This is a genomic window from Pseudomonas sp. GW821-FHT09E12, assembly GCF_059416085.1.
Window position 1 is genome coordinate 595,323 of record NZ_JBWKOM010000001.1, and the last position, 26,916, is coordinate 622,238.

The following is a 26,916-nucleotide window of genomic DNA, read 5'->3' on the forward strand; positions in this document are numbered from 1 at the left end:
GCGACATGCACAACCGGGAGCCGCGCGCCGTTTTTCGTCACGGCCTGTGCCGCCCGATCGGTTACCACTGGAATACCCAGCGTGCCTCAGCCTGCCGATGGCGCCGAAATGTCCACTGACCGAACCCCAAATAAGCCCCACGACCACCTACCGCTTCAAACCTTGTAAATTTCGTCGCTACCGATCGACGCCGAAGCGCCGGTCGATGTCCTGCGCAACACAGTGGCGTACCGAGTTCGCGACGCGCCCCCACCGCAGGCAACGCTTTCCCTGGTCGAGGACATCAGCGGTGACGCCTGCTGTTGCAGAAATCTGCACCGGCGCTGGCGCTACTGCTGCGCGCCGGGTGCGATGGGATGGGTATGACGGTCGACGGCTGCGGAGCAAATGAAAACGGGCGCCCCCTGGGCGCCCGTTTTTTAACGTGGGTACCGGTAAATCAACTTCCATCCAGCAACCAGTACAACCTGTTTCTCCTATCAAGCCTACTTCGTATTCGAGACATAAGGATCGATGCCAGCCGCTATCAAGCGTTTCTGCAAAGCGAACAACATGTTCATAGCAGCTTCGTTACTCATCGAACCTTCCCGGGCCTCCTGCTCAGATATCTCGTCCTCGCGCATGGTCACCTGATGCGATCCGGCATCGTATCGAACAAAGAAACGATCGCCGCGAGCCCAGATCTCCATGTCGCTGAACTGGAACAATTGCTTATCCACATCTAACCCCGACTGAAAACATTGGAAATAGTATAGCCTTCTGGTGGAATAGGATCTATCACCGCTTCTGGCAAACCTCCAGGATAAGTAAATCCACCGGGCCTCCAGAAGTTGTTTGCGCCAAACTCATTGCCCGATGGGATGCGAAGTCCTTTAGGGTCTTTAATTTCCACTATAACTGGGTTATTTCCCAAGGTTCCTTCATTGAATCCTAGCGCTTGCTCCAACTTCGATACATCCCCGTTTGCCTCGACAATCATCTTTTCCGCAACACTCTTAGGCAATACCCAAGTCTCAGTTCTGCCAATAGTTCCGGTAGGTGCAGTGGGTTGAATACGAACGACACCTTCGTCAAATATTTTGGCGTGCGCATTTACATAATTTCGAGAAAGGTAAAGTTTAGGTTCAGGTCGCGAGCCTTTTTCAAATGACAAAACATCCTCAGCGATATTTGGGGCTAACGTGTCAGGCGTGATTTGAGGCGATATATCCCTAGCCGGTAGTGACGGTACTTTCGATGTTTGTGCAGATGACTGCGTTGCCTGATTTTCCCATGGTTTAGCTCCTATTTTGATTTCTGGATCCCGTGGTCCCAGCACCAAGGTAATTCTTGTAGTACCTTGAATACGTATCTCGACGATTTTTTTACCCATTGGAAAGGTATTTAGCATACGAGCTGTGGGCTGTACATTTGGTGTAGCCAACATTACATAGAACGCATCCCTCGTTGGCCCATCGGGAGTAAGCACTACCGGTTTCCTCTCACTTGCAAGAAGACCATCGTCGCCTAACGTCAATCTTATCGCTTCCTGCGTGTCTGGGTTCGCTATACCCTCCTGTGTTATATAGGTGATATCACCCTCCATCCCTCTATTCATTATGAACTCACCTTGAACTTCGTTCATATTGAATGCTGATACCCTCCCCTTTACCGGCACATCCTGTTCTCTATACATATCATCAACAACAAGAGCCCGCCCATCTTCAGAAGCTCTGAATCTATAAGGAGTTAGCTTTCCACCTTCAGGCTTTACATCAACAGTCTCTCCAGGCTTATAACGAACCTCACCCGCCCCATTTATACAAGGCACCTTACTACATCCTGATACAACCTGCTCTTTATACCTAGCCTTATATCGACCTAACTTAAACACCTCCTTGCCATCTCGATTATAAAACTCATCATACTTACTACGCCCTTTTTCTAACCGCTTGAGCCATTTATAGTATTTCTTGAGATCCTTCCGGTATTTTTTGAGATCTTGCTGATATTTTCTCTCCGTTGTACGGCTTTCTTTCTTATCGCTCTTACCTGATGCAACAGTTTCTTCCGACTCCTCGGGTATGGTTTCTAAAGTAGTCGTCGGACGCTCAGGTAGTTTAGGTTTTTCCTGTCCATACTTTGTGGACTTCTGCTGTACAGGGTTCTTTGACAGTGGTGGCGGTGGTGGACTTTTTTGTAATTGGTCCTGTGTTGGTTTCTTTGATCCTGACTCTTGCTGCTTCAGGGGCGGCTTCTCAGGCTCAGTTAGCGGGTTAGACAGGGGTTGTCGTGAGCCCGCTTCCATTTCTGGATCAGTTTCCCCCAAAACCAAGGTTATTCTTGTAGTGCCTTGAATACGTATCTCTACAATTTTTTTACCAATTGCAGGATAAGTACTTAGCATACGAGCTGTGGGTTGTACATTCGGTGTAGCCAACATCACATTGAACGCGTCCGCCGTTTCCCCATGGGGGGTAAGTACTACCGGCTCCCTTTCACTTGCCATTAAGCCATCGTCACCTAACACCAGCCTTATCGCTTCCGTCGTATCGGAGTTCGCTATACCCTCCTGAGTTACATATTTAATATCACGCGCCATCTCTCTATTCATTATGAACTCACCTTGAACCTCATTCATATTGAATGCTGGTGCTATTGCCGGCCCCTTTACCAACGCATCCTTGTCTTTATACATATTATCAACGACAAGAACTTTCTTATCCGCAGAAACCCTGAACCGGAAAGGGACAAGCTTTCCAGTTCTAGGCCTCACCTCGTAAGTCTTTCCAGTCTTATTACCTTCCTCCCCCCCTACATAAGGCACGTCATCATCTGATATGTATTCTTCTATATACCTCTCTTTGTATCGAAATGATTTAAACGCCTCCTTGCCTTTTCCATCATAGAACTCATCATATTTTCGCCGCCCTATCCTTAAACGTCTTTTCCAGTTATTGTGTTTTTTGACATTTTCATAGTAGTTATTTTCTTCACTATTCAGACCAGCAGGTTTTCCACCACCTTTACTATTTGGTCTAGCAGCTTTTCTCAGCTCTTTGGCTCTCGTACTTGAAATACCCTTCGGGCGCTTAGGTTGTTCACGTCCGAACTTTAATCGCTTCTTGGGCTTCAGCTTTGGTGATATTACTTCTAAGGGCTTCGGTGACGCAGGCGGCCGCGCAGGCGGCGGCGGCGGACTTCTTTGTAATTGATTCTGGTTCGTTTCCGTTGACTCTGGTTGTTGCTCCTGGTTCGATTCCGTTGACTCTGGTCGTTTCTTCTCCTTAGTCGACTCCTCTGATCCGAATTGTTGCTGCTCCTGAGTCGACTCCTCCGATCCGGATTGCTCTACCGATATTGGGTCAGTGGTACGCATCTTCATCATGTCTGGGGTCTCTTGCCCCCCATAGCGCTCATAACTAGCTTTTATATAATCCCCTGCCTCAGTCTTCGGTTCGTGAGCAATTGACATAAGCGCAGCGAAAGCAGTTGTTTCAAAAGCCTCCTTAAGGTATGCCTTCCTCTCTTCAGGTGTGCTGGCATTTTCTGCTTGTCCCAGAGCTGCAAGTACCTGGATGGCTACCAGAGCAAAGCCCTCTTCACCGGGTGCAAAATTGCCCAACGCACCAGCAGATTCCTTAACAACCTGGAGAAAGAAACCTACATCAAGCTGTGCATCTGTGTAAAAAGCACCATTATCAAGTGCTTCTTTTAATTCAGATATACGCTTATAGATATCAAACTTCTCCCCCCCCGAAATCTTATGAATCCACGTATAATAGCGATCAATCCCCTTGGCATCGTACTCTTCTATATGGGCCAAATAATTTTTGTATTCATCACGAAAGCTATTAACATTGAACAGTTGATCGCGAATACGTGCAAAGTATTCTATTTTTTTCGGATGCTCCCAGTCTATATCTACAGGTAATGTTCGATAGTGAGTAAGCGCATTGCTAGCTTGCCCAGTTATAATTTCATAAGCAGTAAATGTTATTTTTTCTGGCGGATGGCTCTTCCTGAATTCTTCTTTGGCGACCGGATGATCTCTGTCCTTATCTAATCCGCGACGAGTTATAGTTACCGTGTACTTCTTATCTGGATCCACACCTATGGATTCAAGCCTATTCTTGATATATTGCTGTGGTGTCTGAAGGCCAGCTATTTTTTCCTTTTGCTTTTTCACAAAGTCAGCAGCTTCTTCAAATGCCTTGTATTGATTATCCGTCGCTATTTTTATTTCCTCATAGACTTCCCCACCGACGATCTTTCGCCATGTTTCCATTGCAATAGAATCAGGTTTAACGAGTTTACCGACTGCCCAATCCGGTACATCTCCTTTAACCACAGAGAACAAGCTGAATGTTTCATTACTTCCTGACACAGCGATACGAGTTGAAGCCAATATTTCCCCATGCGAGTGAACAGTGCAATCATTCCGCGCCTCGAAGTACCTTATGATGTTTTCATCATAACGAGTTTGTGAACTCCCTTGTACTTCTGCTTCCTCCGTTCTTTCCCTATTGATGAGATAGTTCTGGTCCAAATCCACATAAGGAGGCGCCCCCCTGCGCCTAATCCCACTGTCAGAAAGTGATCGCTTAGGCCGGGATCGGTTTTCAGTAATCCCACTGTCGGGTTCCCTCTCCTTCACTTCCTGAAAATTTACTTCGTCCTCGAGCTCAAAACTGATATCAACCTCTTGCTCAGCAGATTCACCAGAGAACGACTCCCATGTTTCTAGCTGTTCCTGCAGTGCATCTTGAACAGCCTGCCTAACAGACTGCACAGCCATCTTTATCCCTACACTCCCACCAGTCCAGGGCAACTCTTTCAACGTATTGATAGCTATTTCTTTAGAGGTCTTTTTAAGCCCCCTATTATATAAACGCTCGATGGTAATTACCGCTGAAATGCCATATCCCACGACTGGAGAGACCGACAATGCAACTCTGATCGCAGCCTTGGAAAACTCTTGATTGATACATTTGTTTTTTACCCGCGTTGCCGGCCCCTGACCCAGCCTGACCCCCTGATTTATTTTCCTCACGGTCCGTGCGGTTCGGCCCGCGTTGACTGCAATACGCAGAGGGAGAGATACTCCACCCACTACCAGCCTGAAGCCCCCTCTAAGCGCAGCGGAAATGGCGCCACTCATCACTTTTTTCAGGGCCCACTGCCGTAGGTCATCGGAGATACTGCGTGACCTCGCCAGAATCTCTTCCGGTGTAGGCGGATATACCGTGGTCTTTTCAGAAGCATGTTTTAATTCAAGCTGTAATCTTTTCAGGAATCTATTTCCCTCAGGATCCGAGGTTTTGGTAAAATAGATACGTTTTTCCTCCAGGGCCTCCTCCAATGCGCACTCAAACAACCGGGTGGCTTCATCCCTATTGCCCGGGTGCTTTTCCTGCAGATAACTCTGCTTTAGCTCCTCAAGCCATTCGCCCATTCCGCGCGCTAACATACCGTCACGGGAAAAGTTATTTAGTGATCTTCCGGTAGTCTGTACAACGCTGGTTTTGACATTGCTTTTGAGCTCGCTGAGCTTCAGTAGCCAAGGAGCCAGTTTTTTTTGCAGATCCTTACCGCCAGCATGTCCGTGGCTCGCCAGCGACACGACTGAGCCATCGAGCTCTCGAGCAAGATCTGCCAGCTCGTCGACAACTGTTTCTATTCCTTTATCAAAAAGATTGATTTTCTCCCACTGCACTGAATCCCATGGGTTGATACTTAGTTCAGCTCTCAACCTGGATAGCAGCGCCTGCCTCCCTTCTTCTTGCTTCAACCAGGTTACCGGGGTTAGCATCTCCCGTAGTTCGTCTTCCGCTTGTTGCTTGACTGCCTGCCACCGCTGCGCTTCCTGCTCCAATTGTCGATCAAGCTGGTCACAGAGCCCCGGCCCTGGCCGCGGATCGATATTGTCTGGAAGCTTTACCAGACTACTGTGCTGTTCCACTGCCTCCTGCAGGTCCACAGTAAATGACGGTAAGAGTTTTATCCGGCGTTCGGCCTGCTGGATTTCATCCAGTAGCAACAACGCAGCACCTTCGACAACTCCATTAACCTCTTCAGAGCAGATTTTGGATGACGGTTTTAATTTATGCGCCAGCCTGGATGTACTTTCTCTGCCTTTGTTGGCAGCCTTATTTAATAGGGCCGGAGCCAGCGTTTTTGCCTGCCTGCCAGCCTTGACTACATCCTTGTATGTATCTTTGAATGTTTTTTTCGCTGCCTCCGCCAAGGTCTGCTCAGGTTCATAGCGCTCTGCCTCTGAAGGCTGGATACTATTTTTCTCCCCCCCGAGAGCAACAACGATGTTATTCAGAGCATCAGATACGGAGATAATGGCACGGGCGATTCTGATATGAGCCTGCTCATCGCTCGTTTTATTTCTGACTGCATCAATCAGAGAATTTCCCAAATAGGTGTAGCCATCCTTCTCCCTGTCAAGGACGCGGGTATTCTTGGCATAACTTCTGAAACTCAGGCTCCAATGAAGAAGCAGTCTTTGATTACTCAGACGTGCCGGATTAATCTGCGCATCCGCCAGTAGCATTTTCGTTGCATACTCCCTGGCATCTTTGGCACCCGCTAATATCTCGGCAGATTTTACTTCCAGGCTTAGTACAAGTTTTTGTCGCGTTACCTTGCTCTCGGCAAGCAACGAGTTCTTTAGCTGGCTGAATTTAAAATTTTCTGTCGCTGACGATCCTTCTCCATCGAAAGATAAGCCCTTTGACTCAAGCTCACTCACTCTCCTTTCAACTTCCTGCTCCCACGTCACCCGACTTATCTTTCCGACAGCGTCCATGGTTTCCAGAGCATCGATGACATTTCTGACGAGCGCATTTGCCTGTTGTATTGTTTCCCGATGTTCGGGAGAGGAAACTTCTTTAGTCTCAGACCAGGGTTTCAACTCATTCAGAAAACCCTGCGTGGCGCTCAGGATCCCCGAAACATCCTGTCTCGGCGTCTCCTTCAGCATGTCCTCGAGTGCTGCTATCCCCTCATTATCAGGCCCCGGGATGTTATATCCCTTTGCCCGATACTCCAACAGCTCCGGGAGTTTTTCCATAAGGGCATCACTAATTGCCTCCTCCAGTTCGCCTACAGCCTCCCTCTTTGCAATATCCACAGGTATATCGACAGGGTTATTAGAAAATGACGGGGAGTTGCTCACTCCCGACTGTGCAGATTGCTCATCATGGCACTCAGAGTCTTCATTATTTTTTTTGGATATTTTTAAATTTTCGGCAACCGTATCGTGATCAGGCATAACAACTCCGACACATGATTATTCATGACACATTTATAAGACACACCTTTTTGCTGCATGCTTTTATTGTTCGCCACCACGATGACGAACTGCAGAAGCCATTAGGACAGAGAAAGGTTTATCCCAAGGTGTTACCAGGTTTAGCCAAAGCTTGTATATTGGATTCATTGCGAATCGCTGGATATCAACACAAGCCGGGGCATCGCATGATTAAATTCCAATCTTATTTCATTGCGGATCCTCATTTCCTGACGGGGACTCCAGGTCGCTTGCCCCCTCCATAATTATGAACTATTTCATTGGCTTCAATTGCAGAGCAGCTATAATTAAATCACCCACCCTGACTGCATACATTGCCTGCTTCGCCCCTAAAACAAAAAAGATAAATCAATAATAACAATTCACCCATTTTCAAAAACCCTAAATTCATATAATAAATGTTAAGCCCCCTACCAAAAACCAAGCACATCCAGAAAGTAAAATAACCGTTGATCAATCACACTAAACACCTCATAAAAACAAACAATAAAACATCAAAACTCACACTTACAAAATTACATGCAAATGCAGCACTACTCATACAGCAAGCCAAATCTGAGACTAGACAATATGATCCCCCTATATGGTTGAGCGTTTTTTTTGGACATCACGGTGTATTTACGCTGCGGCAGTTTCAGTTCGGTGCGCGAACTCGAGGCCCCAATTACAAGCTTCCTAAGCCCTGCGAAACACCCTGCCGACCCGGTAAGCCTGGAATGTAAAAACGAAGATATTTTGTACAGCGCTCAGCGCGCCCGTGAGGCAATAGCCTCACAGGCACATAGGCAAATCATTTAGAGAACAGAACATTAATTCAGATACGACCCATTAAACGCCCTTGCTAACTGTGCGTTGAATTGTGCATTTCTTTCGCAAGATCCAGCCAGGCGATAGCGGCTGGCGGCAAGTGGGCGCTCTTTCGCCATGCCAGGGCGATATGCCAATCGGTATCTGCTGCGTCCAGCGGTACCAGGGTGATCCCTGGACGCAGGTGTTTATGAGCCAGCATCCGTGGCAGGAACGCCACCCCCAGCCCAGCCCCTACCAGGTCGACGATAAAGTCGATCTGCGCACTCCGGGCCGTGATTTTCGGCACCACCCCCTTTCTTTCACACGCCGCGAGAATCATCGCATTCAGGGCAAAGCCCGCTTCGAACAGGATGAAAGGCGAGCCGGCCAAAGCCTGGAAATCCACGTGTTGACGTTTGGCCAGGGAATGGGCCTGCGGCATTAGGACCATCAGCGGCTCCTTGCGCACGTCCTGATAGTCAAAGTCCTGGTGAATCGGCATCAGCAGCGCCGCCAGATCCACTTCGCCGCGCTCCAGGCTTTCATGCAGTCTCTTGCTGCCGTGTTCGACCAGCTCGATATCGATCTGCGGATAGCGCTCCCGAAACGCCGCAAACATCGCCGCAAACAATGCACCACTGCCCACCGGTGGCAAGCCAAGGCGCAGCACCCCGCGCTTGAGTCCGCGCAAATCATTGATTTCGGCGATCAGGTCACTGCGTTCGGCCAGCAATACCAAGGCGCGTCGATAGGCAATCTCGCCGGCGGCAGTCAGTTCGCTTTTATGGCCAATGCGGTTGAGCAAAGGCATGCCCAGTTCGTCTTCCAGCGTCTTGACCGCCTTGCTGACGGAGGACTGAGTGAGGGACACCACTTCGGCTGCCTGGGAAAAACCACCCTGGCGCACAACCTCAACAAATGCACGTAACGTCCGCAGATTCATATTAAAGTCAATTTCCGACTACAAATGAGTTGTAAAAGTTGTTTTTATCATAGTTTGGTTTTCCTTAGGCTGAACTCCTTTCGCAGAGACCCTGAAGCAAAACACTACAGATGCAGGCCTTTTCTTACCCAAGGAGTATTCCCATGATCATTTCATCGGCTTCCGATTACCGCGAAGCAGCCAAGCGCAAACTTCCACGCTTTTTGTTCGATTACATCGACGGCGGTGCCTACGCGGAGCACACGCTCAGGGCTAACAGCTCGGATCTGGCCAATGTGAGCCTGCGGCAGCGCATTCTGAAAAAAGTCGACAACTTGAGCCTGAAAACCACCCTGTTCAAACAAGAGCAAAATCTGCCGATCATTCTCAGCCCAGTCGGACTCACGGGTATGTATGCTCGTCGAGGTGAGGTGCAGATGGCCAAGGCGGCGGCCAACAAGGGCATCCCTTTCTGTCTGTCGACGGTATCCGTGTGCTCCATCGAGGAAGTCGCTGCGCAAAGCCCGCAGCCGATCTGGTTCCAGCTGTATGTCCTCAAAGATCGCGGCTTTATGCGCAACGTCCTGGAGCGGGCCCAGGCGGCGGGCGTCACTACCCTGGTGTTTACCGTCGACATGCCTACGCCTGGTGCCCGCTATCGTGACGCCCACTCTGGTATGTCCGGGCCATTCGCAGCTTCCCGACGAATTCTGCAAGCCACTGCTAAACCGGACTGGGCATTCAATGTCGGGATGCTGGGAAGACCGCACGACTTGGGGAATATCTCCAGATACCTCGGTAAAGCCACCCCCCTTGAGGACTACATTGGCTGGCTGGCTAATAACTTCGACCCTTCGATCAGTTGGAAAGACCTGGAGTGGATCCGCGAATTCTGGAAAGGTCCGATGATCATCAAAGGGATTCTCGACCCTCAAGACGCCAGGGATGCCGTGAGTTTTGGTGCCGATGGCATCGTTGTCTCTAATCACGGGGGACGACAACTGGATGGCGTGCTATCCACTGTTAAGGCCCTGCCCCCTATTGCCCAAACGGTCGGCAACGACCTGACTGTACTGGTGGACTCGGGGATTCGTTCTGGCCTGGATGTGGTGCGGATGCTGGCCCTGGGTGCCCAAGGGGTACTACTGGGTCGTTCGAGCGTCTATGCGCTGGCCTCCGAGGGCCAGCGCGGGGTGGAAAACCTGCTGGATATTTTCGCCCAGGAAATGCGCGTGGCGATGACCCTGACCGGGGTGACTGCCCTCAGCCAGATCGACGAAACCACTCTGGCCAACGCCAGCGCTTGAAGGCTCCCATGCAGCTGGTTCCTTACGTCGCCTGGTGAACTTGCCGGCCTTGTGCCACACCTCTCTCAGTGAAACAGTGTGGGAAAGCATTGCTTGTACTGCATCAGCGATGCTGGCCGCTTACCTACACGACCCACTGTTCAGTTGGTTAGCAAGTGCTGCGTTCTGGACCTGCTTGGCAATTTCTGTTGGCTCATACTGGAGGCGGTACCTATACGCTCTGATTTTCGCTTCACGGGGGCGCTTGCCTCAAACTTTGGCGCCTGGGCCGCGGCTTACCCGCTGCTAATGACTGGGCTTATCGCCTTGTTGGCTTCGGGGGGGCCTTCGCCCAAGCTGTCGACATAGAAATCAGCTTGTCCGCCCTCCTGGTGGCGACGGCCTTTGCAATTTCAATAGCATTTTCCGACAAGGATTTTGCTCATGGTTTGATATATGGCTGCTACTTTTTCTACGGCAATCTGTGGGATTGCGGAAGTAAGTTGGCATTGGGATATCTCGGCGGCCACCCGTTCTATAGAGTGGAGTTAGGGCCAGAGCTTCAGATTTGGGGCAAGGCGATCAGCTTTTTTAGATGGGACTTAACTCTGTTATATCTGTCGAACCAGCTCTTTTGATTGGCGTCAGCTGGTGCCAATCCTGATCTCATGCTTTACAGTTGATTAGTAGTTCAAGGTTTTTCATACCAATGATCTAACCATGCAGCCTGTTAGCTAGGAATGTAGCCAGACACAACATCTGGAACACAAAGAGCCTGTGAGGCAATAAGCTCACAGGCCCATGGGGCTATTACCTTTGAAAAGTATTATGAACCCAGTAGCTGATAATAGGTGGGGTCAGCCTCACACTCTCCGGCACCACACTCCAGGACTGTAGATACCAAGTTTGCAGCTATCAGGAAAATAAATACGACCATGACCAACTTCCCAAGAGCATGCGCCTGTTGCCTGATAGGTGATGGTTGCTCCCAGCTCTTAAGCAGTAAAAGCCCCGAGATGAATACCATGGACGCAAGGGCAGACACCACGGCCCACGTATAGAAATGCAGGCCCAAAAGCGTTACCCCATAGCCCGGATCTCCCGGGAGAATATGCAAAAACACCTGACGTGAAGCAACAGCTCCGGTTAATAGACTCCCTAATAGGGCAACACCATAGTGTGCGCTACGTACACCGAAACGCACATTCATTAAAAAGCCAAAACCTATGGTAATCATGCCTACCCGTTGCAGGAGACATAAAGGACACGGTAATTCGTGCTGAAACAGCTGATAATAGAATGCAATTGCCAGCGACACACTTATACCTAAAAGACCAAGAATATTGAGCGTATCGCCAATATTGAGCTTGGAGGATTGGGGAGGGTTGTCCCCGTTCAAGGGTTGCGAGCGGTAGTTACTTATCATGGCAATGCCTTTCAAAAGGATAAGGTAAGGGGATCAGTTGAGTGGTAGTTAAACCATACTAGACTGACAATTACTAACAGCCCCCACAGACAGAATCCTGCTCGCCTTTTTCCGAAAAAAATAGCAATCGCACTCAGCAAGGCAATTAAGAATGGTAAAAACATATACATTATGTAGCTTTCCTTTATGAAGACCGATGCAAACTATGTTGATTCAAGCCTGGTCGCAGCACCTGCACTGACTTATGCATGCCAGTTTTTTCATGCACGATCAGTCTTAACGCTTATATCAACTTTTTGATCATATCTGGTCCAACAAGAAAAACGTACAACTTTCATTTGCAAAGCGTAAAGAAACGTGATCGCCATCACCAAAAACACAATCCAACAAACGTGTATCGAACGTTAAAGGCTCAAGATGGAACACGCTCCCCCCTTGTCGCCCTTCAGATGATTCGCATCAATTGGCGTAGGTCTTTTGTGTATATGCGAAAACGAGGACGAAGCTGTCTGAGACCCAAACACAACTCCCAAAGGAAGGAACGCCGAGCGTGAAGCAGGTGCAATCGTTTTGTATTGATCCCATAGCAAAAACAGCCCCTCGGACATCCATATCCTGAAGAGGCTGTTCCAACATCGAAAAATCTGTCAGTGCGACTTCATCCCCGCCGCCTGCATGAATAGCCGGATCAGCATGGCAAACACACCTAACGCCGCCACGCTGCCTGCATAAATCACCAGCATCCAGCCCAGTCGCTGCCGTAGTAGTGGCTTGTGCTCGGCCGGTTCAACAATTCTCTTACTGTCCATTGGGGCGTTCCTCTGCTAGTGGTAGCCGTCTTCGTGGGTGACCTTGCCGCGGAACACGTAGTAGCTCCAGAAGGTGTAACCCAGGATGAATGGGATGATGAACAAGGTACCGACCAGGAGAAAACCCTGGCTTTGCGGTGGTGAGGCGGCGTCCCAAATTGAAATGGATGGTGGCACGATGTTCGGCCATAGGCTGATGCCCAAGCCGCTGTAGCCGAGGAAGATCAACACCAGGGTCAGCAGGAACGGTGTGTAGTGCGCATTACGCGCCACAGCCTTGAACAGACCCCAGGTTGTTACCAACACCAGGATCGGCACCGGCAGGAACCAGAACAGATTCGGCAGGGTGAACCAGCGTGCGGCGATCTCGGGATGGGTTATTGGGGTCCAGATACTGACGATAGCGATTGCCACCAGCAGCACGAGAGCCAGCGGCCGCGCCAGGTCGTGCATCTGCTCCTGCAACTTGCCTTCGGTTTTCATGATCAACCAGGTGCAACCCAGCAAGGCATACGCGACGATCAGCGCCACGCCACAGAACAGGCTGAAGGGTGTCAACCAGTCCAGCCCACCGCCAGCGAACTGCCGATTGACCACTGGTATGCCATCAATGAATGCGCCCAGTGCTACACCCTGGAAGAACGTGGCGACCAGTGAACCACCGATGAAGGCCTTGTCCCAGATATGACGCTTGTTTTCCTTGGCCTTGAAGCGGAACTCGAAGGCCACGCCACGAAAGATCAACCCGAACAGCATGAAAATCAGTGGCAGATACAACGCCGACAGCACCACCGAGTAAGCCAGCGGGAAAGCACCGAGCAGCGCTGCACCACCCAACACCAGCCAGGTCTCGTTACCGTCCCAGACAGGGGCGACGGTGTTCATCATCACGTCGCGGTCACTCTTGTCCTTGATAAAAGGGAAAAGAATGCCAATCCCCAGGTCGAAGCCGTCCATGACCACGTACATCATGATGCCGAAGATGATGACCACGGCCCAAATTAATGGAAGATCAATACCCATGACTCAATTCCCCTTGATCAGGCTGTGGCTGTGATCGCCTTCACCGTTGTTGTCGGCGGCCGATAGCGGACGGGCCGGCGTACGTTGCTGACCAGGGCCTCCGTGGCTGATCTCTGCGCCTTCATTGGTCTTCGGACCTTTGCGCACCAGACGCATCATGTAGCCGAAACCGGTCCCGAACAGCGCGAAATACACCACGACAAACAGACCCAGGGTAAGGCTCATCTGCGCCACACTGTGGTTCGACGAGGCATCGGCAGTACGCAGCAGGCCATACACCACCCACGGCTGACGGCCGATTTCAGTGGTGAACCAACCGGCGAGAATCGCGATCAGGCCGGACGGTCCCATAAACATCGCCAAGTACAGAAACGGACGGCACTGGTACAGCGTTCCGCGCTTACGCAACCACAAGCTCCACAGTCCTGTGAAGACCATCAACATGCCGAGGCCGGCCATGACCCGGAACGACCAGAACACAACGGTCGAGTTGGGGCGGTCCTCAGGGGCAAACGACTTCAGCGCGGGTACCTGCTTGTCCAGGCTATGGGTCAGGATCAAGCTGCCCAGGTAGGGAATTTCGACGGCGAACCTGGTCTTCTCGGCTTTCATGTCCGGCCAGCCGAACAGGATCAACGGGGTCGGTTCATTGCCATGATTTTCCCAGTGACCTTCAATCGCGGCGATTTTTGCCGGTTGATGTTCCAGGGTATTCAGGCCGTGCATATCACCGACCATGGCCTGAATAGGCGTGACGATCAGGGCCATCCACATGGCCATCGACAGCATGGTGCGGATCGCTGGGTTATCACGGCCGCGCAACAGGTGCCAGGCAGCCGATGAACCGACGAAGAAAGCGGTAGCGACGAACGCGGCAATCGACATGTGTGCAAGGCGGTAGGGAAACGAAGGGTTGAAAATTACCGCCAGCCAGTCCTGCGGAATCATCTGGCCGTTAACGATTTCGAAACCCTGAGGGGTCTGCATCCAGCTATTGGACGCCAAGATCCAGAAGGTCGATATCAGCGTTCCCAGAGACACCATAACGGTAGAAAAAAAATGCAGGCCGCGCCCAACCCGGTTCCAACCGAACAGCATCACTCCCAGAAAACCCGCCTCAAGGAAGAAGGCTGTGAGTACCTCATAGGTAAGCAGAGTACCGGTGATGGGGCCGGCGAAGTCCGAAAAACGACTCCAGTTGGTGCCGAACTGATAGGCCATAACAAGACCGGACACCACGCCCATGCCGAAGTTGACGGCAAAGATCTTCGACCAGAAGTGGTACAGATCACGGTAGGTATCGTTGCGGGTCTTCAGCCACAACCCCTCAAGAACCGCCAGGTAACCGGCCAAACCGACCGTGATTGCCGGAAACAGAATATGGAACGAGACCGTAAATGCGAACTGCATTCGTGCCAAGTCTAATGCCTGTAGATTAAACATAACTGCCCTCTTATATGCAGATAAAGCATGACTGCAACAGTGCTTTCAAGTTAGTTGCTGCGCTCTACATGACCAACATGCTTTCTCTGCCGGGATGGCATGCAGGATTACGAACGGTAAGCCGGCTCAAGTTTCCTTTCGATCAGCAAAAGACCATAAAGCAAACTTCAACCACCAGAATTGAAATACAAGAAGCGAGTCATTGGATTACGGCGAGCTGTGAGCTCATTACCTCACAGCCCGAAGAAAAGTCATGTCTGAGCAACACTAGTTTGTCAGTAACTGATAAACCACGGGGTTAGCCTCACACTCTCCGGTACCACACTCCAGGACTGTAGATACCAGGTTTGCAGCTATCAGGAAAATAAATACGGCCATGGCCAACTTCCCAAGTGCGCGCGCCTGTTGCCTGATAGGTGATGGTTGCTCCCAGCTCTTAAGCAGTAGAAGCCCCGAGATGAACAACATGGATACAAGGGCAGACACCACGGCCCATGTGTAGAAATGCACGCCCAAAAGCGTCACCCCATAGCCCGGATCCCTTGGAAGAATATGCAGAAACATCTGGCGTGAGGCGATAGCTCCGGTTAGCAGACTCCCTAATAGCGCAACACCGTAGTGAGCACTACGTACACCGAAACGTACATTCATTAAAAAGCCAAAACCTATGGTAATCATACCCACTCGTTGTAGCAGGCATAGCGGACATGGCAGTTCATGCTGAAACAGCTGATAATAGAATGCGATTACCAGCGAAAAACTGATGCCCAAAAGACCAAGAATATTTAACGCATCGCCAATACTGAGCTTGGAGAGCTGAGAAGCGCTCTCCCCCATCGAGGGCCGCGAGCTATAGTTACTCATTCTCTAATACCTTTCAAAAGGATAGGCTAAGGAGATCAGTTGAGTGGTAGTTAAACCACACCAGACTGACAATCAGTAACAGCCCCCACAACCAGAACCCTGTTCGCTTTTTCCCGAAAAATATAGAAATGGCGCTCAGCAGAGCAATTAAGAACGGCAAGAACATATACATTGTGGACCTTCCTTTATAAGAAGTGATACAGCGCTACTTTTTATTTAGGATCAGCCAAAGCCCTAAATTAATCAGTCTCGCTAGAGCGCATCCGAAAATCTGCTTGTTCCCATCAAAAACATGACCCACCGAGCTGTGTACAAACACTACAACGTGCAAAACAGAACGCTGTTCAACATCCAATGCCCTTTAGAAATGGAGCGCAGCCTGGGGAGTCCATGAAAGTCAAGTCAAGATCAGTGAAAAGCTGCTAGCCCATGGTCGCCAGCATGAATTGGCGCACCACCCCAATGGTCCGCTCAAATGCCCAAGAGGTTTGAGCGGCAAGATACCTACGCGTCATAGCAATCCTCCTGATGTGTGTGTGTGTGGATGACCATGTGTGCAGTCTAGGTCATTTCCTTATCGGTTTTTCACCGTATTATCGGCATGCGTTATCGATTTTACCGATAATGATTTGACGCGGCGCCAATGTGGAACACATTAGAGGTGCACGGTGGAGCCTATCGCCATCGCTTGTTCCGTTTGCGATGGTGGATACCCCAAGGACAGGACAAACGGCCCGTTTTGCCAGAAACGCCAGTGCCCGGTTCTCAGCGGGTCGAGGTTCTGGCAGGAACATCCAATCTGTCCGGGTGCCGCCGACGAAAAAGATGCCCAATGGGATCGACAGGCCTTGGCCAACTTGAGCATCACAGCTATGACGCCGATGAACTCGCGCCGGGCCTTTGCCAGCTATCACCTCACACCAGAGCCACACATCGGGCGGTCAAAAGCCCAACCATTTCGTGTTCTATCGGGTAACAAGCGACGAGAAGAATCGCGACTATCGGTATGAACGCATCACAAAACAGGTGGTCTTCACCATGGATCCGCTGTCATTATCAGCCAAGAAATCACCGTAGCCCCCTACGATGAGATTCGCCCACCTACCTTCGGGCGAACGCCTTAACAAAAATAATGGCATTACCTTAGGAAATGGATAGATGGAATGATCTCATCGACCTAAAGATCCATATAACAGCCACTGCCAACAGTGCCAAATAGGTAGGCGATGTAGAGATGCTTCGCGAGAGGCCCATCCATCAGGAATGGAGGCCCGTTCGCGCATGTCTTCAAAGAATTTTAATCCGCAGGCTAAAACCTTCTATCGCCCCATCGACGCAGCGTTGCGCTGGTGCAATCTCATTCGTTTCGAGGCACAAATCTTACAGGCTATTTGGTCTTCCCCAGAGGAGCTCAAGCTCCTATTTCCTCAGTGGCCATGCCTACAGTCCAACACCGAACTCATTTATGACGCCATTCGCAATGGCGAATTACCCTATGGCTGTTTCGGCATTTCGGTACCCCTAGGCACTATCGTGGAACCCAATTTATTGACGATTCGGCATGCAAGTCTACGTCAATGGATGCAGGTCTATTATCCTGATCAAAGACCCACCTTTTTATTCGAGTCTGGCGACAACACTCAAGAAAAAATCAGCCTGGGTGTTTACTTTAGCCTCCAGGCCGAGCGTGATGCCTTACTGCGAGAACGGGATACTCTGCGGCACCAGCTCCAAAGTGTCGAAGCAGACCTTCGGACTCTAGGACTTGAACAGGAAAGCCTTAAATCACTGGCGAATGTCCAGGGGCAGCTCAGCGAGCGGGGCGAGAACACCTATCTGAAGATCATCGGCGCCTTGCTCAACATCTTTTTGGACTCATCACCTGCTGGCAAGCCTCTTTCCGTATTCAAGAGTCAAGCTGCAATAGTTGACGCTGTGACTGCTCGCCACAAGGACATTCCCGGTCTCAGCAAACGAACATTGGATGAGAAGTTTGCTGCCGCCAACCGTAGCCTCAAAAAAACACCTGGACCATAGCATTGCACTGCAATCCTCCTGATTGCAGTGCAATGACTTCGCGCCTTTGCTGCCATTTAATTCAAGTCACTTCCCACCACGCGCCAAGCGGCGCCAGGAGTGACCAGCATGTCCAGCCAATCCTCCCCCATCACTGAAACACCTCAGCCACAGGTCGAACGGCACATCATGCGCCGCGACGAAGTTGAAAGAAAAACCGGCTTCAAGCGTGCGCACATCTACAACCTGATGAAGGAAGGCAGATTCCCTCAAGCCAAGCGAATTGGGCTGCGCGCGGTTGGCTGGGACTCGCTGGAGATCGAGCAGTGGATCGTTGAACGCTTAGGTCAGCAGGCCTGATGCCATGCGTGTGGTGTCGGTGATTTCCACCAAAGGTGGGGTAGGAAAAACCACAGTAGCCGCCAACCTCGGTGGTCTGCTGGCGGATGCTGGCCTACGCGTTCTGCTGCTCGATCTGGATAGCCAACCCACCCTCTCCAGCTATTACGCATTGAACCGGAAGGCTGACGCAGGCGCGTACGAGTTCATCGCACTCAACCTAACAGCATCAGCACAGATTATTTCCAGGACAGTGATCACGGGGCTCGACCTGATCCTCTCCAATGACGATCAAGGCCGACTGAGCACCTTGCTGCTGCATGCCCCCGATGGTCGATTACGACTGCGCAATTTGCTCGACAATTTCCCCCCCAATTATGACCTGCTGTTGATCGACACTCAGGGCGCACGAAGCGTATTGCTGGAGATGGTTATCCTGGCCTCCGATCTCGCCGTCTCTCCCATCCCCCCAGAAATGCTCGCCGCCCGCGAACTGCAGCGCGGCACCTTGCAGCTGCTCAGCGAACTCGAACCGTTCCGCCACCTGGGTATTCCCCCACCACCCTTGAGATTACTACTGAACCAGGTGAATACCATTCGGATAGACACCCGAATGATCATCCGCGGACTGCGCGATACCTATGCTGGGGCTACCAACATCTCAATCCTGGAAACCGTAGTTCCAGACCGAGTGGCGTACCTCAATGCCGCATCCCTCGGTCTACCGGTCCATCGAGTCGAGAAACGCCAGTCAGGTGATCGACGCTCTCCATCAGCCCTGGACACCATGCTAGCGCTGGCCATCGAGCTATTTCCAGAATGGCGCGAAGCGATCTCTGCAGTGAATAGATGTCCGGAAGCGCAATGAGGCGAATCGCCAAGCTGACCGTTCCCAACAAATCGTTTTATTTACTCGACATTAGGCCAACTGTATTTGGCGAGGAGTCTCTAGATGTTGGATCAGCATCCCATCATCATTCAACCATCCATTCGACCACAGCACCCACCTTGCGAAGAGTACTGCACCGTAGTCTTTCGCCTGCAGGGTGGTCGCTCGGCCATGGGCTGGTTCCTCGCAGAACTCTCTAAACATTTCGAAGGTTCGGGGACTGTCGAGATCGTCAAGTTCGAGGTCGGTGACCATTTGCGAAATCGGCGCTAACTGAGGTTATTTAGATGAAGAAGCTCAGTCAGGAGGAGATCACCGACAAGCTGCATCAGGAGCGTTTCTCTCGAGCTCCAGAGCTGGAGCGACTGTCTGATCCAGTCATTGACACACCTATGCTAGTCACTCTGGAGCAGTTGCGGCCCTATGAACACAACCCACGCTTTATCCGTAATCCGCTTTACGACGATATCAAAGCCTCAATCCGTGAGCGCGGACTAGACCAACCACCACCGATTACCCGCCGCCCGGGAGAAACCTATTTCATCATCCGCAACGGTGGTAATACCCGCTTGGCGATTCTTGGCGAGCTGTGGCAGGAAACCCGTGACCCGCGCTTCTTTCGCATTCACTGTCTGTTCCGCCCCTGGAACAGTGAGATCACTGCCCTGCTCGGCCATCTGGCTGAAAGCGATCTGCACAGCCAACTCACCTTCATCGAACGTGCTCTTGCAGTAGCCAAGCTCAAAACCATGCTCGAAGCAGATGGAGTTGTGCTCTCACAACGTGAGCTGGCACGACGCCTTGCCTCTGGGGGTTATCCCATTTCGCAGTCACACATCAGCCGGATGCTGGACACCCTCGAACACTTACTGCCCGCTATTCCACAAACCCTGTATGCCGGATTGGGGAAGCCCCAGGTTGAACGCCTGATCGCTCTGCGCAGCCAGGCTGAACGAACCTGGAACCGCTATCCAACCACCACTGTTGCGTTCACCGAGTTCTGGCTCGAAACCCTGAGCGACTTCGATGCCGCCCCAGAGTCCTTCGATCTTGAGCAGCTCCAGGATGAACTGCTCGAGCGCATGAGCCGCTTGCTCGGGCAGTCCTACCGCATGCTGGCCCTGGAGCTGAGCGACACCCAACGGGTGATCTCGACGCCTGACATTGTCGCCACCACGCCCTCGAAAAACAGCCCTCAGCCGGGTATTGATGAGGCCGCGGCAAAAGCTCCCTCCTCCAAGCTCCGCCCCGAGGCTGAGACAGCGCAAGGGGAGTTGCTCACGCCGCCTGAAACGCATATCAAATCATCGGTCAGCCACCCGTCACGTGTTCAACAGATTCGCGAACAGATCGATCGTGAGACCTCCATAGAAGCGTTGCCGACTGTCGAAGCCTGCGCGATGAGCGAGATCTGGGCCATCACACCTGAATTGGATACCCCCGAACAACTGCGTTTGGCCATTGCCACACTGGCGCGGGAAATGGCGACCTACGCCGGACATCCCGAGAGCATCATCGATCAGCAGCTGGGTTTGGGCTTCGCCCTCAACATCGAGCGGCTTGATCTTGCAGCACCTCGCGCGACCGGCATTCACCTACTGCTTCTAGCCCTGCTGCGCGCTCAAGACGACGTGAACTGGGAGGATCGTCAGCAACTGCCCTCGGCCTTGTTCGGCCAACTGTTGTTGGGGGTCTATCAACTCCCGCTGACAGATCGTCCCGCCGTGGATGTGGGGCTGGAGCGACTGCCCGACAGCTTGCTAATCAAGCTGTATCGCCTGATCCGTCTGGCCCGTCGTTTGATCGATTTAACGCTTGCGCCTGAAAATAACTCACCGAAGGAGCTGCCATGAGCCTGTCCTTTAATGTGCTCAACCAAGCCATGTTGACCCAGGTGTTACATGAGCTGCGCCTGGGTAACCCACAGCGCTGCAAAGCCCTCGGACTGGGTGAAGACGACATCTACCTGTTGCAATCCTTACCGCCCACCACGCTGTCGCGCCTGGCTCATGCCACTGTACCCTGGGTTGAGGTCAAGATTGACTCGCCAGTGCTGCACCGGTTGATCGAACAAGCCGAACGCGACGAGCAGAACGAGAGGTTGATCAATCGGGCGCTCAAGCTGGGCGCCAGCAGCACCATCATGTACCAGTGCTTCGGCTTGGCACATTCGGAAACCGCCCTACGCCGCCGTCTACTCAAGATAGAAACCCGTAAGGGCCGCCCCCAGCATTTGAGCGAAGCGCAGGAACATGCGCTCTGGCAGCGCTGGTGCCAGCTACGCGCGCAGGACAGTGCCGAGGATCAGCTCGACGCGATGATGATGCTGGCCGAAGAACAACAGATCAGCTTGACCATCGTTTGGCAGCAGATTGACCAGTACAGCAATGGAACATGAACACTGCCCCTTGCAGTCGCTGGCAGCGTGTCCTGCAGCAATGTACCCAGCAACTGAGTGAATGCTGGCCCGCACGTCCGACTACTGAGCGACCCTCCAACCAGGCTCTGCAGGCTGGCTTTCTGTTCAGTGGCCAATCACACGAAGTCGTGCCACGCCGATTGCTGCTGGATAATCGGCTGACGCCGTTGGAGCGTAATGCCTGGCAGGTGTTCCGGCTCATGCTGCAAGGCCAGGGTGTGGTCACACCGCGCTATGAGGATTTGCAGCCTTACCTGTCCAGCGTGCCCTACGGTGCATCTGCCTCCCGTGAAACCATCGCGCGCATCTTGACGATGCTCAGACTGACGCGCTGGCTCAGTTTGGTGAGTCGTGGACGCGATCAGGTCAGCGGACGCCTTCAAGGTTCTCTGTACGTCCTGCATGATGAACCGTTAACCCCCGCCGAAGCCATGGAGTTGGATCAGGATTACCTGGAGCTAGTCGGACATGCCCTAGGTCATGCGACGAAGGCAGTGCGTATTGTCGCCCAGCACGTCGTAGAGGAAGTCAGCCAGGACACGAATATTGATCGGGGTCGGTTACCGACGCGGCTCGACAGCTGGGGCGAATACTGGATGTGGCAAGGGTTGGATCAGGCAAACGATGCCGTATTGCACGAATCCGAATTGGGGGAAGATTACCCGGTTCGGAATCGTGCAAAGCCTCGTTCGGATTGCGAACCAGGCTTGAATACCAGTGTTTCCAGCACCGTTCGGAGTCCGAACGCCGCCTGTACTGTATTAGAAGAAAGTCTTTGTACTGTACCGCGCGCGACCCCAGCGGTAGATAACTTGCACTGGCCCAATCCACTGCATCTGAGCCCAAGCGAACGTCAGGCTGTCACCGTGGCGCTGAACAAGCTCAAGCCAGCGGATCGGCAGGCGGTGCTCAACGAGGCGGGGGCACGCTGTGCGGCAGGAAGTGTCCGCAAGCCAGCAGCCTATCTGATGGGCCTGATCCAGCGTGCGCTGAAAGGCGATTTTCGTCCTTGGGCAGGTCAAGCAGGACCGCCGCCAATTGCAGAACCGTTCCTACCCGTCCCCTCGCGCCCGCCCCGAAAGCAACGCGAACCCGCTTCAGCTCTCGCCCAAGCATGCCTGAATGAGCTACGCCAACTGCGTGGCAAACGTCCTGGACCTCAGTAGATTTGATGCCACTGGCATCAAATCTACTGAGGTCCAATGTGGGATCGCGATCTATGTAATGCGAACAACACGGCTATAGACATCCACAGAAATGATGCCACCGGCATCACTTATAAACGCCTCCGAAATTAGCCCTCTCAAACCAAACCGAACAGACCGCTTTCAACTTTTCGGCTGCCCTTACCTCTCATCTATCACAACGTTCTCGCCCAAGCCTATACGAGGACAACACCGTGGCCGATCACTACCAACTCAACCTGGGCTCATTGCGCAGCAGCATCACCCTGACCCTGCACACTCACCATGCAGCCCGTATCTGGCAAGGCCGGGCTGCGCGTGAAGGTGTGCACTCGATCATGGGCATGGCCGGCTACATCAGCGTCACCAACCTGATCAAACAAACCGCAGCCCAGGACGATCCGTATGCCGACTGGGCCATCGTGCAACTCGAAGAAAAGCTGATGCAGGCCAAGGCAGGGATGCTGGAACTGACCCAACAGCTGGATCGGATTAGACAGGACTTGCCGACACAGATCGATATGAGCGACAACCTCAACATCCACCCCGTCACCTTGCCGTTGTACATCGGCAGCCAGCTGGGTTTTCTGGCGGTCTATCTGCTGACCGATTACGACACCCTGGTGCGTCGTACCCTATTGGCCCATCACACCGCCTTGATCGGCCGTATCGATATGGAAGCCTGGATCGACGACGGTGCCCATCTACTGCGCAGCCTGTTCGGCCAGGCGCAGCGCTATCGGCATGCCGGTGTCACCCGCGATGACATGGCAGCGAACAACGCCCGTGCCCTGGCGGCCATCGATAAATTGGGGTTGCCCCCGATGGACATTCTTGAGGGCCATCGCCGCTCCCAATTCGCGCCACCGATCATTCGTCGTGGTGCTACGGCAGTGGATGACGCTGACGCGTTGGCAGAAGAAGCAGGAGAGCCCTCTGCGACGGTGAATGAACCGGAGGACGAAGAATGAACTCAATGATCCCCGCTCAGCCAATGCACCTCGAAACGTTGACACCGGGTGCCTATCGACAACTCGAACACGCAGCCTCCCTAAAAGGCCTTTTAAAACCTTTTAAGGGTAAGGGGGAGTTGGAGCACCTGGCGCAGGTGGCGAGGAAAATCGAGGCGCAATTATGTCACCTGATGGAGGCTGTTGTGCAGCAGGCCGAACAGCCCCCTTATTCACTACTGGATATTCGATTGGTGCTGCAGAACACCAGCGCTGGCAGCACATTTTTACGTTGGCGCACCCGTGACTTCGCCCATATGGGGGTTGCAGTCTGGGAGCGTCAAATCCGCAACCAAGCCCTACCGCAGGCCGTACGCGAGAGATTGCACCGTTTCGAATGCGATCGCATTGCCCTGAACCTACAGATGAGCGTGGTGCATTCGCTCTACCGCCAGGCCACGACCTGCGCGATCAAAATGGACAGCGCCGAACGGCTGCTGCGCCAGTTCACAACCGCAGTGGAGGTTTCACAATGAGTACTTTTTTCCTCGGCGAAGGCAACATCGGCAGTGCGCCAGAGTTCCAGGAATTTCCATCAGGCAATGACGAGCCACGGCGCTTGCTACGGCTGAATGTGTACTTCGACAACCCCGTGCCACGCGAGGGTAGCTATGAAGATCGAGGCGGCTATTGGGCACCGGTTGAGCTCTGGCACCGCGAAGCTGAACATTGGAGCACGCTGTACCAGAAAGGCATGCGTGTACTGGTCGAAGGTCGCACCGTGCGCGATGAGTGGGAGGACAGCGAAGACAACGCGCGGGTGACCTTCAAGATAGAGGCCCGCCGAGTCGGCATCCTGCCTCATCGTATGCACAGCGTGGTCATGCGGGAGCGATCCCATGAGTCGGCAGCGCCGGCGAAACACGTTGGGCAAAATACAGAGCAGGCCAGTTCACCTTCGTCGAAACCAAAAAAAGCGTAGAGGGTCACCACCTACGGACTGATCGATTTCAGGCATAAAAAATGCGCCTTTGCGCGAAGTTGCTGGCCTGTTGTTACTTGCTGCTCGTGAAGATCCGTACTGCAGTCCAACTTCAACGGGGGCAGCCTCCGCCCATTCAAGCCTGCCCTCACCGGCTAATATGAGGCACCTGCCATTCAGATCTCTCATATCCTGCCACTGCTATTTCCAACAACTCTACTCCGGACACCACCCGGAGCAGTTTCATGCGCCTATTCCTCTGCGCGAAACCTTCTCAAGGTCGAGACATTGCCAAAGTACTCGGAGCCACCCGACGCGGTGACGGTTGCCTGATCGGCAGCGATTCAACCATCACCTGGTGTATCGGCCATCTGCTGGAGACCGCCCCACCCGAAGCCTATGGCATTCAGTACAAGAACTGGTCGTTGGACCATCTACCGATCATTCCCGCGCAGTGGCAGGTCGAGGTAAAACCCAAAACGACAGCACAGTTCAAAGTCATCAAATGCCTGCTCAGTAAAGTCACCACCGTTGTCGAAGAAAAAACGCGCCTTAATGGCCTCGGCGGCTGCCCATACCCTGATCAAAGCGGTACCAACAGCGGTTGCAGATCCGGGTATGACCGCGATCTGGGAACAGGCTCTGGACGAAATCGAAGCGAGACGTCTGACCCTGGATGCATTCGTCGCCAAGCAGGCAAACTGGATAGCGCAACTGGTCCCACACTGCGGCTCACTGACTTTAGCTATGCCTGTCGAAGCCAGCCCAGTCTGTCCCACTTGCAACGCCTCAATGCTCAAGCGAAAGGGGAAATCAGGGCCGTTCTGGTCATGCTCTCACTACCCGGACTGCAAGGGCACTGCCCCGATCAGAAAAGATACGCGTCGCCCATGATGCGCCAATGGAGATCAACATGAGCATTGGGGTCAATGTAGTGATCAGTGCATCATCAACGGCGACTGATCCCTCTCTAAGTCGATTAAGGGCTGCCCAATTTCGCGGGCCAAAGCAATGCCTGCTGCCATCCATATCTGCCCCAATTCGTTGAAGGCTTGCAGGTGTGCAGAATCTTCGTTGAGCCAATGGACAAGGCTGTCGAAGTGTTCGGGGTTATCAGGGCAATCATGGATCCTGATGAACAACTCCAGTGTTCGATCCCAGATCAGATCCATGACGTTCTTGCTCACCTCTTCCATGCTCAACCTTTCCTCAGCTTGGCCCTATCAGACCGTTCACTCACACTGGCTACCCTGAACTCTGACTCCTGGAGGAACAGAACCCACATCGCGCCACACAGCTATTTCAGTCAGAATAACGACCTAATAAGTCGATACTCAACCTTTAAGGATGTTCATGTCAATGGGTCTTTGCTCAACCATTCGGGTTGAACTGGAGAACTCATCACTTGGCACATAAACATCCAACCCAAGCCCAAATCGGGCGCATGATCGCGAAGCGCCGCACTGAGCGTAATCTGACCCAGGAAGAGGTGGCTGAACGCTTAGGGATCGGCAGCGAAGCCATCTCGCGCTTGGAACGGGGGATGGTGGAGCTTTCCGTGGTCAAGCTGATGCAACTGGCGGATATCTTCGACTGCCGGATGGATGAACTGCTGACAGCGTCGAGCAATCGCCCCAATGACCAGGGCCAGATGATCGCGGGTCTGCTGAGTGGACTGAAAGAAAGCGACCGTGCCTTTATCTTGGCAACCGTCGAACAATTAGCCGCTCATCTCGCCAACAAGTGAGTTCATTCACTCGCATCCGATACCGAGGTCTTTGAGGCGGCGCACTCTGCCTTGACGTCGTCCCACCCTCTCTGCTGTAGTGCCCCAGGATCATCGCCAACAGCGACCCAAGACCGATTCGCTCCGGGTAGCTTGGTCGGACTCCTAGAGTTCGGAGCCTTCTCTTCTGTGGGATTTCATTCCCGATTTTTACTCGACCTGATCGTGGTGGCGGATGACCAGTGTTGCCTCTACAAGGCAACAGCGGTCATCCGTCTCGGCGATCGTATTCAGCCCCGGGGCCCGCCGGGGAAACACTGGGCACCCTTTGTGCGCGGATGCGTGCCAGCATATTCCGACCCAGGCCGCGACAAGGGTCGGTTGACAAATCAAGGCGCAGTTAAACCAAGCTTTGCGAGGAGCTTTTCGACTGCGTATGACCGTCAAAGGTGGCTTTTCTATTCCTCGCCTGGTGACCCACCAGGCCAGCTCTTCTTTTTCTCATTCCAGTGACTGCCACCGTATTCCGGCCATAAAAAATCGGATTGC

General features: G+C 52.5%; 23 protein-coding genes and 3 pseudogenes. 16 read left to right on the forward strand and 10 right to left on the reverse strand.

The features are described 5' to 3' along the window. Positions 1 to 302: 302 nt before the first annotated feature. On the forward strand, positions 303 to 725 hold the full coding sequence (locus tag AC07PQ_RS02700; protein WP_493184513.1) for a hypothetical protein: 423 nt from the start codon (positions 303 to 305) through the stop codon (positions 723 to 725). Here the strand turns inward: AC07PQ_RS02700 and AC07PQ_RS02705 are convergent. Beyond that, complete coding sequence (locus tag AC07PQ_RS02705; RefSeq protein WP_493184512.1) at positions 722 to 7,261, reverse strand: hypothetical protein; 6,540 nt, start codon at positions 7,259 to 7,261, stop codon at positions 722 to 724. The genes AC07PQ_RS02700 and AC07PQ_RS02705 overlap by 4 nt on opposite strands. 880 nt (positions 7,262 to 8,141) lie before the next feature. Next, complete coding sequence (locus tag AC07PQ_RS02710; RefSeq protein WP_493184511.1) at positions 8,142 to 9,032, reverse strand: LysR family transcriptional regulator; 891 nt, start codon at positions 9,030 to 9,032, stop codon at positions 8,142 to 8,144. A gap of 143 nt (positions 9,033 to 9,175) precedes the next feature. Here AC07PQ_RS02710 and lldD point away from each other — a divergent pair, with 143 nt between their 5' ends. Together lldD and AC07PQ_RS02720 are read left to right on the forward strand one after the other, a co-directional pair. Next, a complete protein-coding gene (gene lldD, locus AC07PQ_RS02715) occupies positions 9,176 to 10,318 on the forward strand; it encodes an FMN-dependent L-lactate dehydrogenase LldD (RefSeq protein WP_493184510.1) in 1,143 nt (380 codons plus the stop codon). 356 nt (positions 10,319 to 10,674) lie between these two features. Beyond that, a complete protein-coding gene (locus AC07PQ_RS02720) occupies positions 10,675 to 10,935 on the forward strand; it encodes a hypothetical protein (protein WP_493184509.1) in 261 nt (86 codons plus the stop codon). A gap of 188 nt (positions 10,936 to 11,123) precedes the next feature. Here AC07PQ_RS02720 and AC07PQ_RS02725 read toward each other — a convergent pair whose 3' ends face one another. The 7 genes from AC07PQ_RS02725 to AC07PQ_RS02755 form a co-directional block, all read right to left on the reverse strand. After that, positions 11,124 to 11,723, reverse strand: coding sequence for a disulfide bond formation protein B (locus AC07PQ_RS02725; RefSeq protein ID WP_493184508.1), 600 nt, complete (start codon positions 11,721 to 11,723; stop codon positions 11,124 to 11,126). Positions 11,724 to 11,734: 11 nt separating this feature from the next. Further along, positions 11,735 to 11,893 (reverse strand): DUF5993 family protein, encoded by a 159-nt coding sequence (locus AC07PQ_RS02730; protein ID WP_219735174.1) that lies wholly within the window; start codon positions 11,891 to 11,893, stop codon positions 11,735 to 11,737. 477 nt (positions 11,894 to 12,370) lie between these two features. Further along, positions 12,371 to 12,532 (reverse strand): DUF2474 domain-containing protein, encoded by a 162-nt coding sequence (locus tag AC07PQ_RS02735; RefSeq protein ID WP_102680949.1) that lies wholly within the window; start codon positions 12,530 to 12,532, stop codon positions 12,371 to 12,373. A 15-nt stretch (positions 12,533 to 12,547) separates the two neighbouring features. After that, positions 12,548 to 13,555 (reverse strand): cytochrome d ubiquinol oxidase subunit II, encoded by a 1,008-nt coding sequence (gene cydB, locus AC07PQ_RS02740; protein WP_493184507.1) that lies wholly within the window; start codon positions 13,553 to 13,555, stop codon positions 12,548 to 12,550. Between the two features lie 3 nt (positions 13,556 to 13,558). Then, the gene (locus AC07PQ_RS02745; protein WP_493184506.1) at positions 13,559 to 14,998 is read right to left on the reverse strand and encodes a cytochrome ubiquinol oxidase subunit I; all 1,440 of its coding nucleotides are present in this window, start codon (positions 14,996 to 14,998) and stop codon (positions 13,559 to 13,561) included. A 267-nt stretch (positions 14,999 to 15,265) separates the two neighbouring features. Next, entirely contained in the window at positions 15,266 to 15,862 is a 597-nt protein-coding gene (locus AC07PQ_RS02750; RefSeq protein WP_493184505.1) for a disulfide bond formation protein B, read from the reverse strand. Positions 15,863 to 15,875: 13 nt separating this feature from the next. Further along, positions 15,876 to 16,034, reverse strand: a complete 159-nt coding sequence (locus tag AC07PQ_RS02755) for a DUF5993 family protein (RefSeq protein ID WP_495072379.1) — start codon at positions 16,032 to 16,034, stop codon at positions 15,876 to 15,878. A gap of 1,109 nt (positions 16,035 to 17,143) precedes the next feature. On the opposite strand from AC07PQ_RS02755, the gene AC07PQ_RS02760 reads away from it, so the two are divergent. The 12 genes and pseudogenes from AC07PQ_RS02760 to AC07PQ_RS02815 form a co-directional block, all read left to right on the forward strand. After that, complete coding sequence (locus AC07PQ_RS02760) at positions 17,144 to 17,899, forward strand: hypothetical protein (RefSeq protein WP_493184504.1); 756 nt, start codon at positions 17,144 to 17,146, stop codon at positions 17,897 to 17,899. Between the two features lie 108 nt (positions 17,900 to 18,007). Next, positions 18,008 to 18,238, forward strand: a complete 231-nt coding sequence (locus AC07PQ_RS02765; protein ID WP_493184503.1) for an AlpA family transcriptional regulator — start codon at positions 18,008 to 18,010, stop codon at positions 18,236 to 18,238. 4 nt (positions 18,239 to 18,242) lie between these two features. Beyond that, on the forward strand, positions 18,243 to 19,085 hold the full coding sequence (locus AC07PQ_RS02770) for a ParA family protein (RefSeq protein ID WP_493184502.1): 843 nt from the start codon (positions 18,243 to 18,245) through the stop codon (positions 19,083 to 19,085). Positions 19,086 to 19,169: 84 nt separating this feature from the next. After that, on the forward strand, positions 19,170 to 19,379 hold the full coding sequence (locus tag AC07PQ_RS02775) for a hypothetical protein (protein ID WP_493184501.1): 210 nt from the start codon (positions 19,170 to 19,172) through the stop codon (positions 19,377 to 19,379). Positions 19,380 to 19,393: 14 nt separating this feature from the next. Beyond that, a complete protein-coding gene (locus AC07PQ_RS02780; RefSeq protein ID WP_493184500.1) occupies positions 19,394 to 20,959 on the forward strand; it encodes a ParB family protein in 1,566 nt (521 codons plus the stop codon). Further along, a complete protein-coding gene (locus AC07PQ_RS02785) occupies positions 20,956 to 21,504 on the forward strand; it encodes a DUF2857 domain-containing protein (RefSeq protein ID WP_493184499.1) in 549 nt (182 codons plus the stop codon). The genes AC07PQ_RS02780 and AC07PQ_RS02785 overlap by 4 nt, the downstream gene beginning before the upstream one ends. After that, entirely contained in the window at positions 21,501 to 22,691 is a 1,191-nt protein-coding gene (locus AC07PQ_RS02790) for an STY4528 family pathogenicity island replication protein (RefSeq protein WP_493184498.1), read from the forward strand. Before AC07PQ_RS02785 ends, AC07PQ_RS02790 begins: the two co-directional genes overlap by 4 nt. 233 nt (positions 22,692 to 22,924) lie before the next feature. Then, positions 22,925 to 23,680 (forward strand): PFL_4669 family integrating conjugative element protein, encoded by a 756-nt coding sequence (locus AC07PQ_RS02795; protein WP_493184497.1) that lies wholly within the window; start codon positions 22,925 to 22,927, stop codon positions 23,678 to 23,680. Continuing rightward, positions 23,677 to 24,195: a DUF3158 family protein gene (locus tag AC07PQ_RS02800; protein WP_493184496.1), complete on the forward strand. Its 519-nt coding sequence runs from the start codon at positions 23,677 to 23,679 to the stop codon at positions 24,193 to 24,195. Before AC07PQ_RS02795 ends, AC07PQ_RS02800 begins: the two co-directional genes overlap by 4 nt. Then, positions 24,192 to 24,663: pseudogene (locus AC07PQ_RS02805) on the forward strand (single-stranded DNA-binding protein). Before AC07PQ_RS02800 ends, AC07PQ_RS02805 begins: the two are co-directional and overlap by 4 nt. A 223-nt stretch (positions 24,664 to 24,886) precedes the next feature. Next, positions 24,887 to 25,177, forward strand: a pseudogene (locus tag AC07PQ_RS02810) (DNA topoisomerase III); the annotation flags it as partial. Then, positions 25,173 to 25,535, forward strand: a pseudogene (locus AC07PQ_RS02815) (topoisomerase DNA-binding C4 zinc finger domain-containing protein); the annotation flags it as partial. The pseudogenes AC07PQ_RS02810 and AC07PQ_RS02815, both read left to right, overlap by 5 nt. Positions 25,536 to 25,579: 44 nt before the next feature. On the opposite strand, the gene AC07PQ_RS02820 reads toward AC07PQ_RS02815, so the two are convergent. Beyond that, positions 25,580 to 25,837, reverse strand: coding sequence for a hypothetical protein (locus AC07PQ_RS02820; RefSeq protein WP_087092619.1), 258 nt, complete (start codon positions 25,835 to 25,837; stop codon positions 25,580 to 25,582). 209 nt (positions 25,838 to 26,046) lie between these two features. Here AC07PQ_RS02820 and AC07PQ_RS02825 point away from each other — a divergent pair, with 209 nt between their 5' ends. Then, positions 26,047 to 26,388: a helix-turn-helix domain-containing protein gene (locus AC07PQ_RS02825; RefSeq protein ID WP_493184495.1), complete on the forward strand. Its 342-nt coding sequence runs from the start codon at positions 26,047 to 26,049 to the stop codon at positions 26,386 to 26,388. The last annotated feature ends 528 nt before the right edge of the window (positions 26,389 to 26,916 follow it).

Excerpts from the sequence above, each read along its gene's own strand:
- AC07PQ_RS02770 (WP_493184502.1), top strand. The coding sequence starts at position 18,243 with ATGCGTGTGGTGTCGGTGATTTCCACCAAAGGTGGGGTAGGAAAAACC.
- AC07PQ_RS02735 (WP_102680949.1), bottom strand. The coding sequence starts at position 12,532 with ATGGACAGTAAGAGAATTGTTGAACCGGCCGAGCACAAGCCACTACTA.
- AC07PQ_RS02745 (WP_493184506.1), bottom strand. The coding sequence starts at position 14,998 with ATGTTTAATCTACAGGCATTAGACTTGGCACGAATGCAGTTCGCATTT.
- AC07PQ_RS02785 (WP_493184499.1), top strand. The coding sequence starts at position 20,956 with ATGAGCCTGTCCTTTAATGTGCTCAACCAAGCCATGTTGACCCAGGTG.
- AC07PQ_RS02765 (WP_493184503.1), top strand. The coding sequence starts at position 18,008 with ATGTCCAGCCAATCCTCCCCCATCACTGAAACACCTCAGCCACAGGTC.
- AC07PQ_RS02750 (WP_493184505.1), bottom strand. The coding sequence starts at position 15,862 with ATGAGTAACTATAGCTCGCGGCCCTCGATGGGGGAGAGCGCTTCTCAG.
- AC07PQ_RS02710 (WP_493184511.1), bottom strand. The coding sequence starts at position 9,032 with ATGAATCTGCGGACGTTACGTGCATTTGTTGAGGTTGTGCGCCAGGGT.
- AC07PQ_RS02820 (WP_087092619.1), bottom strand. The coding sequence starts at position 25,837 with ATGGAAGAGGTGAGCAAGAACGTCATGGATCTGATCTGGGATCGAACA.
- AC07PQ_RS02800 (WP_493184496.1), top strand. The coding sequence starts at position 23,677 with ATGAACTCAATGATCCCCGCTCAGCCAATGCACCTCGAAACGTTGACA.
- AC07PQ_RS02775 (WP_493184501.1), top strand. The coding sequence starts at position 19,170 with ATGTTGGATCAGCATCCCATCATCATTCAACCATCCATTCGACCACAG.
- AC07PQ_RS02755 (WP_495072379.1), bottom strand. The coding sequence starts at position 16,034 with ATGTATATGTTCTTGCCGTTCTTAATTGCTCTGCTGAGCGCCATTTCT.
- lldD (WP_493184510.1), top strand. The coding sequence starts at position 9,176 with ATGATCATTTCATCGGCTTCCGATTACCGCGAAGCAGCCAAGCGCAAA.
- AC07PQ_RS02790 (WP_493184498.1), top strand. The coding sequence starts at position 21,501 with ATGAACACTGCCCCTTGCAGTCGCTGGCAGCGTGTCCTGCAGCAATGT.
- AC07PQ_RS02760 (WP_493184504.1), top strand. The coding sequence starts at position 17,144 with ATGTCTTCAAAGAATTTTAATCCGCAGGCTAAAACCTTCTATCGCCCC.
- AC07PQ_RS02705 (WP_493184512.1), bottom strand. The coding sequence starts at position 7,261 with ATGCCTGATCACGATACGGTTGCCGAAAATTTAAAAATATCCAAAAAA.
- cydB (WP_493184507.1), bottom strand. The coding sequence starts at position 13,555 with ATGGGTATTGATCTTCCATTAATTTGGGCCGTGGTCATCATCTTCGGC.
- AC07PQ_RS02780 (WP_493184500.1), top strand. The coding sequence starts at position 19,394 with ATGAAGAAGCTCAGTCAGGAGGAGATCACCGACAAGCTGCATCAGGAG.
- AC07PQ_RS02725 (WP_493184508.1), bottom strand. The coding sequence starts at position 11,723 with ATGATAAGTAACTACCGCTCGCAACCCTTGAACGGGGACAACCCTCCC.
- AC07PQ_RS02730 (WP_219735174.1), bottom strand. The coding sequence starts at position 11,893 with ATGTATATGTTTTTACCATTCTTAATTGCCTTGCTGAGTGCGATTGCT.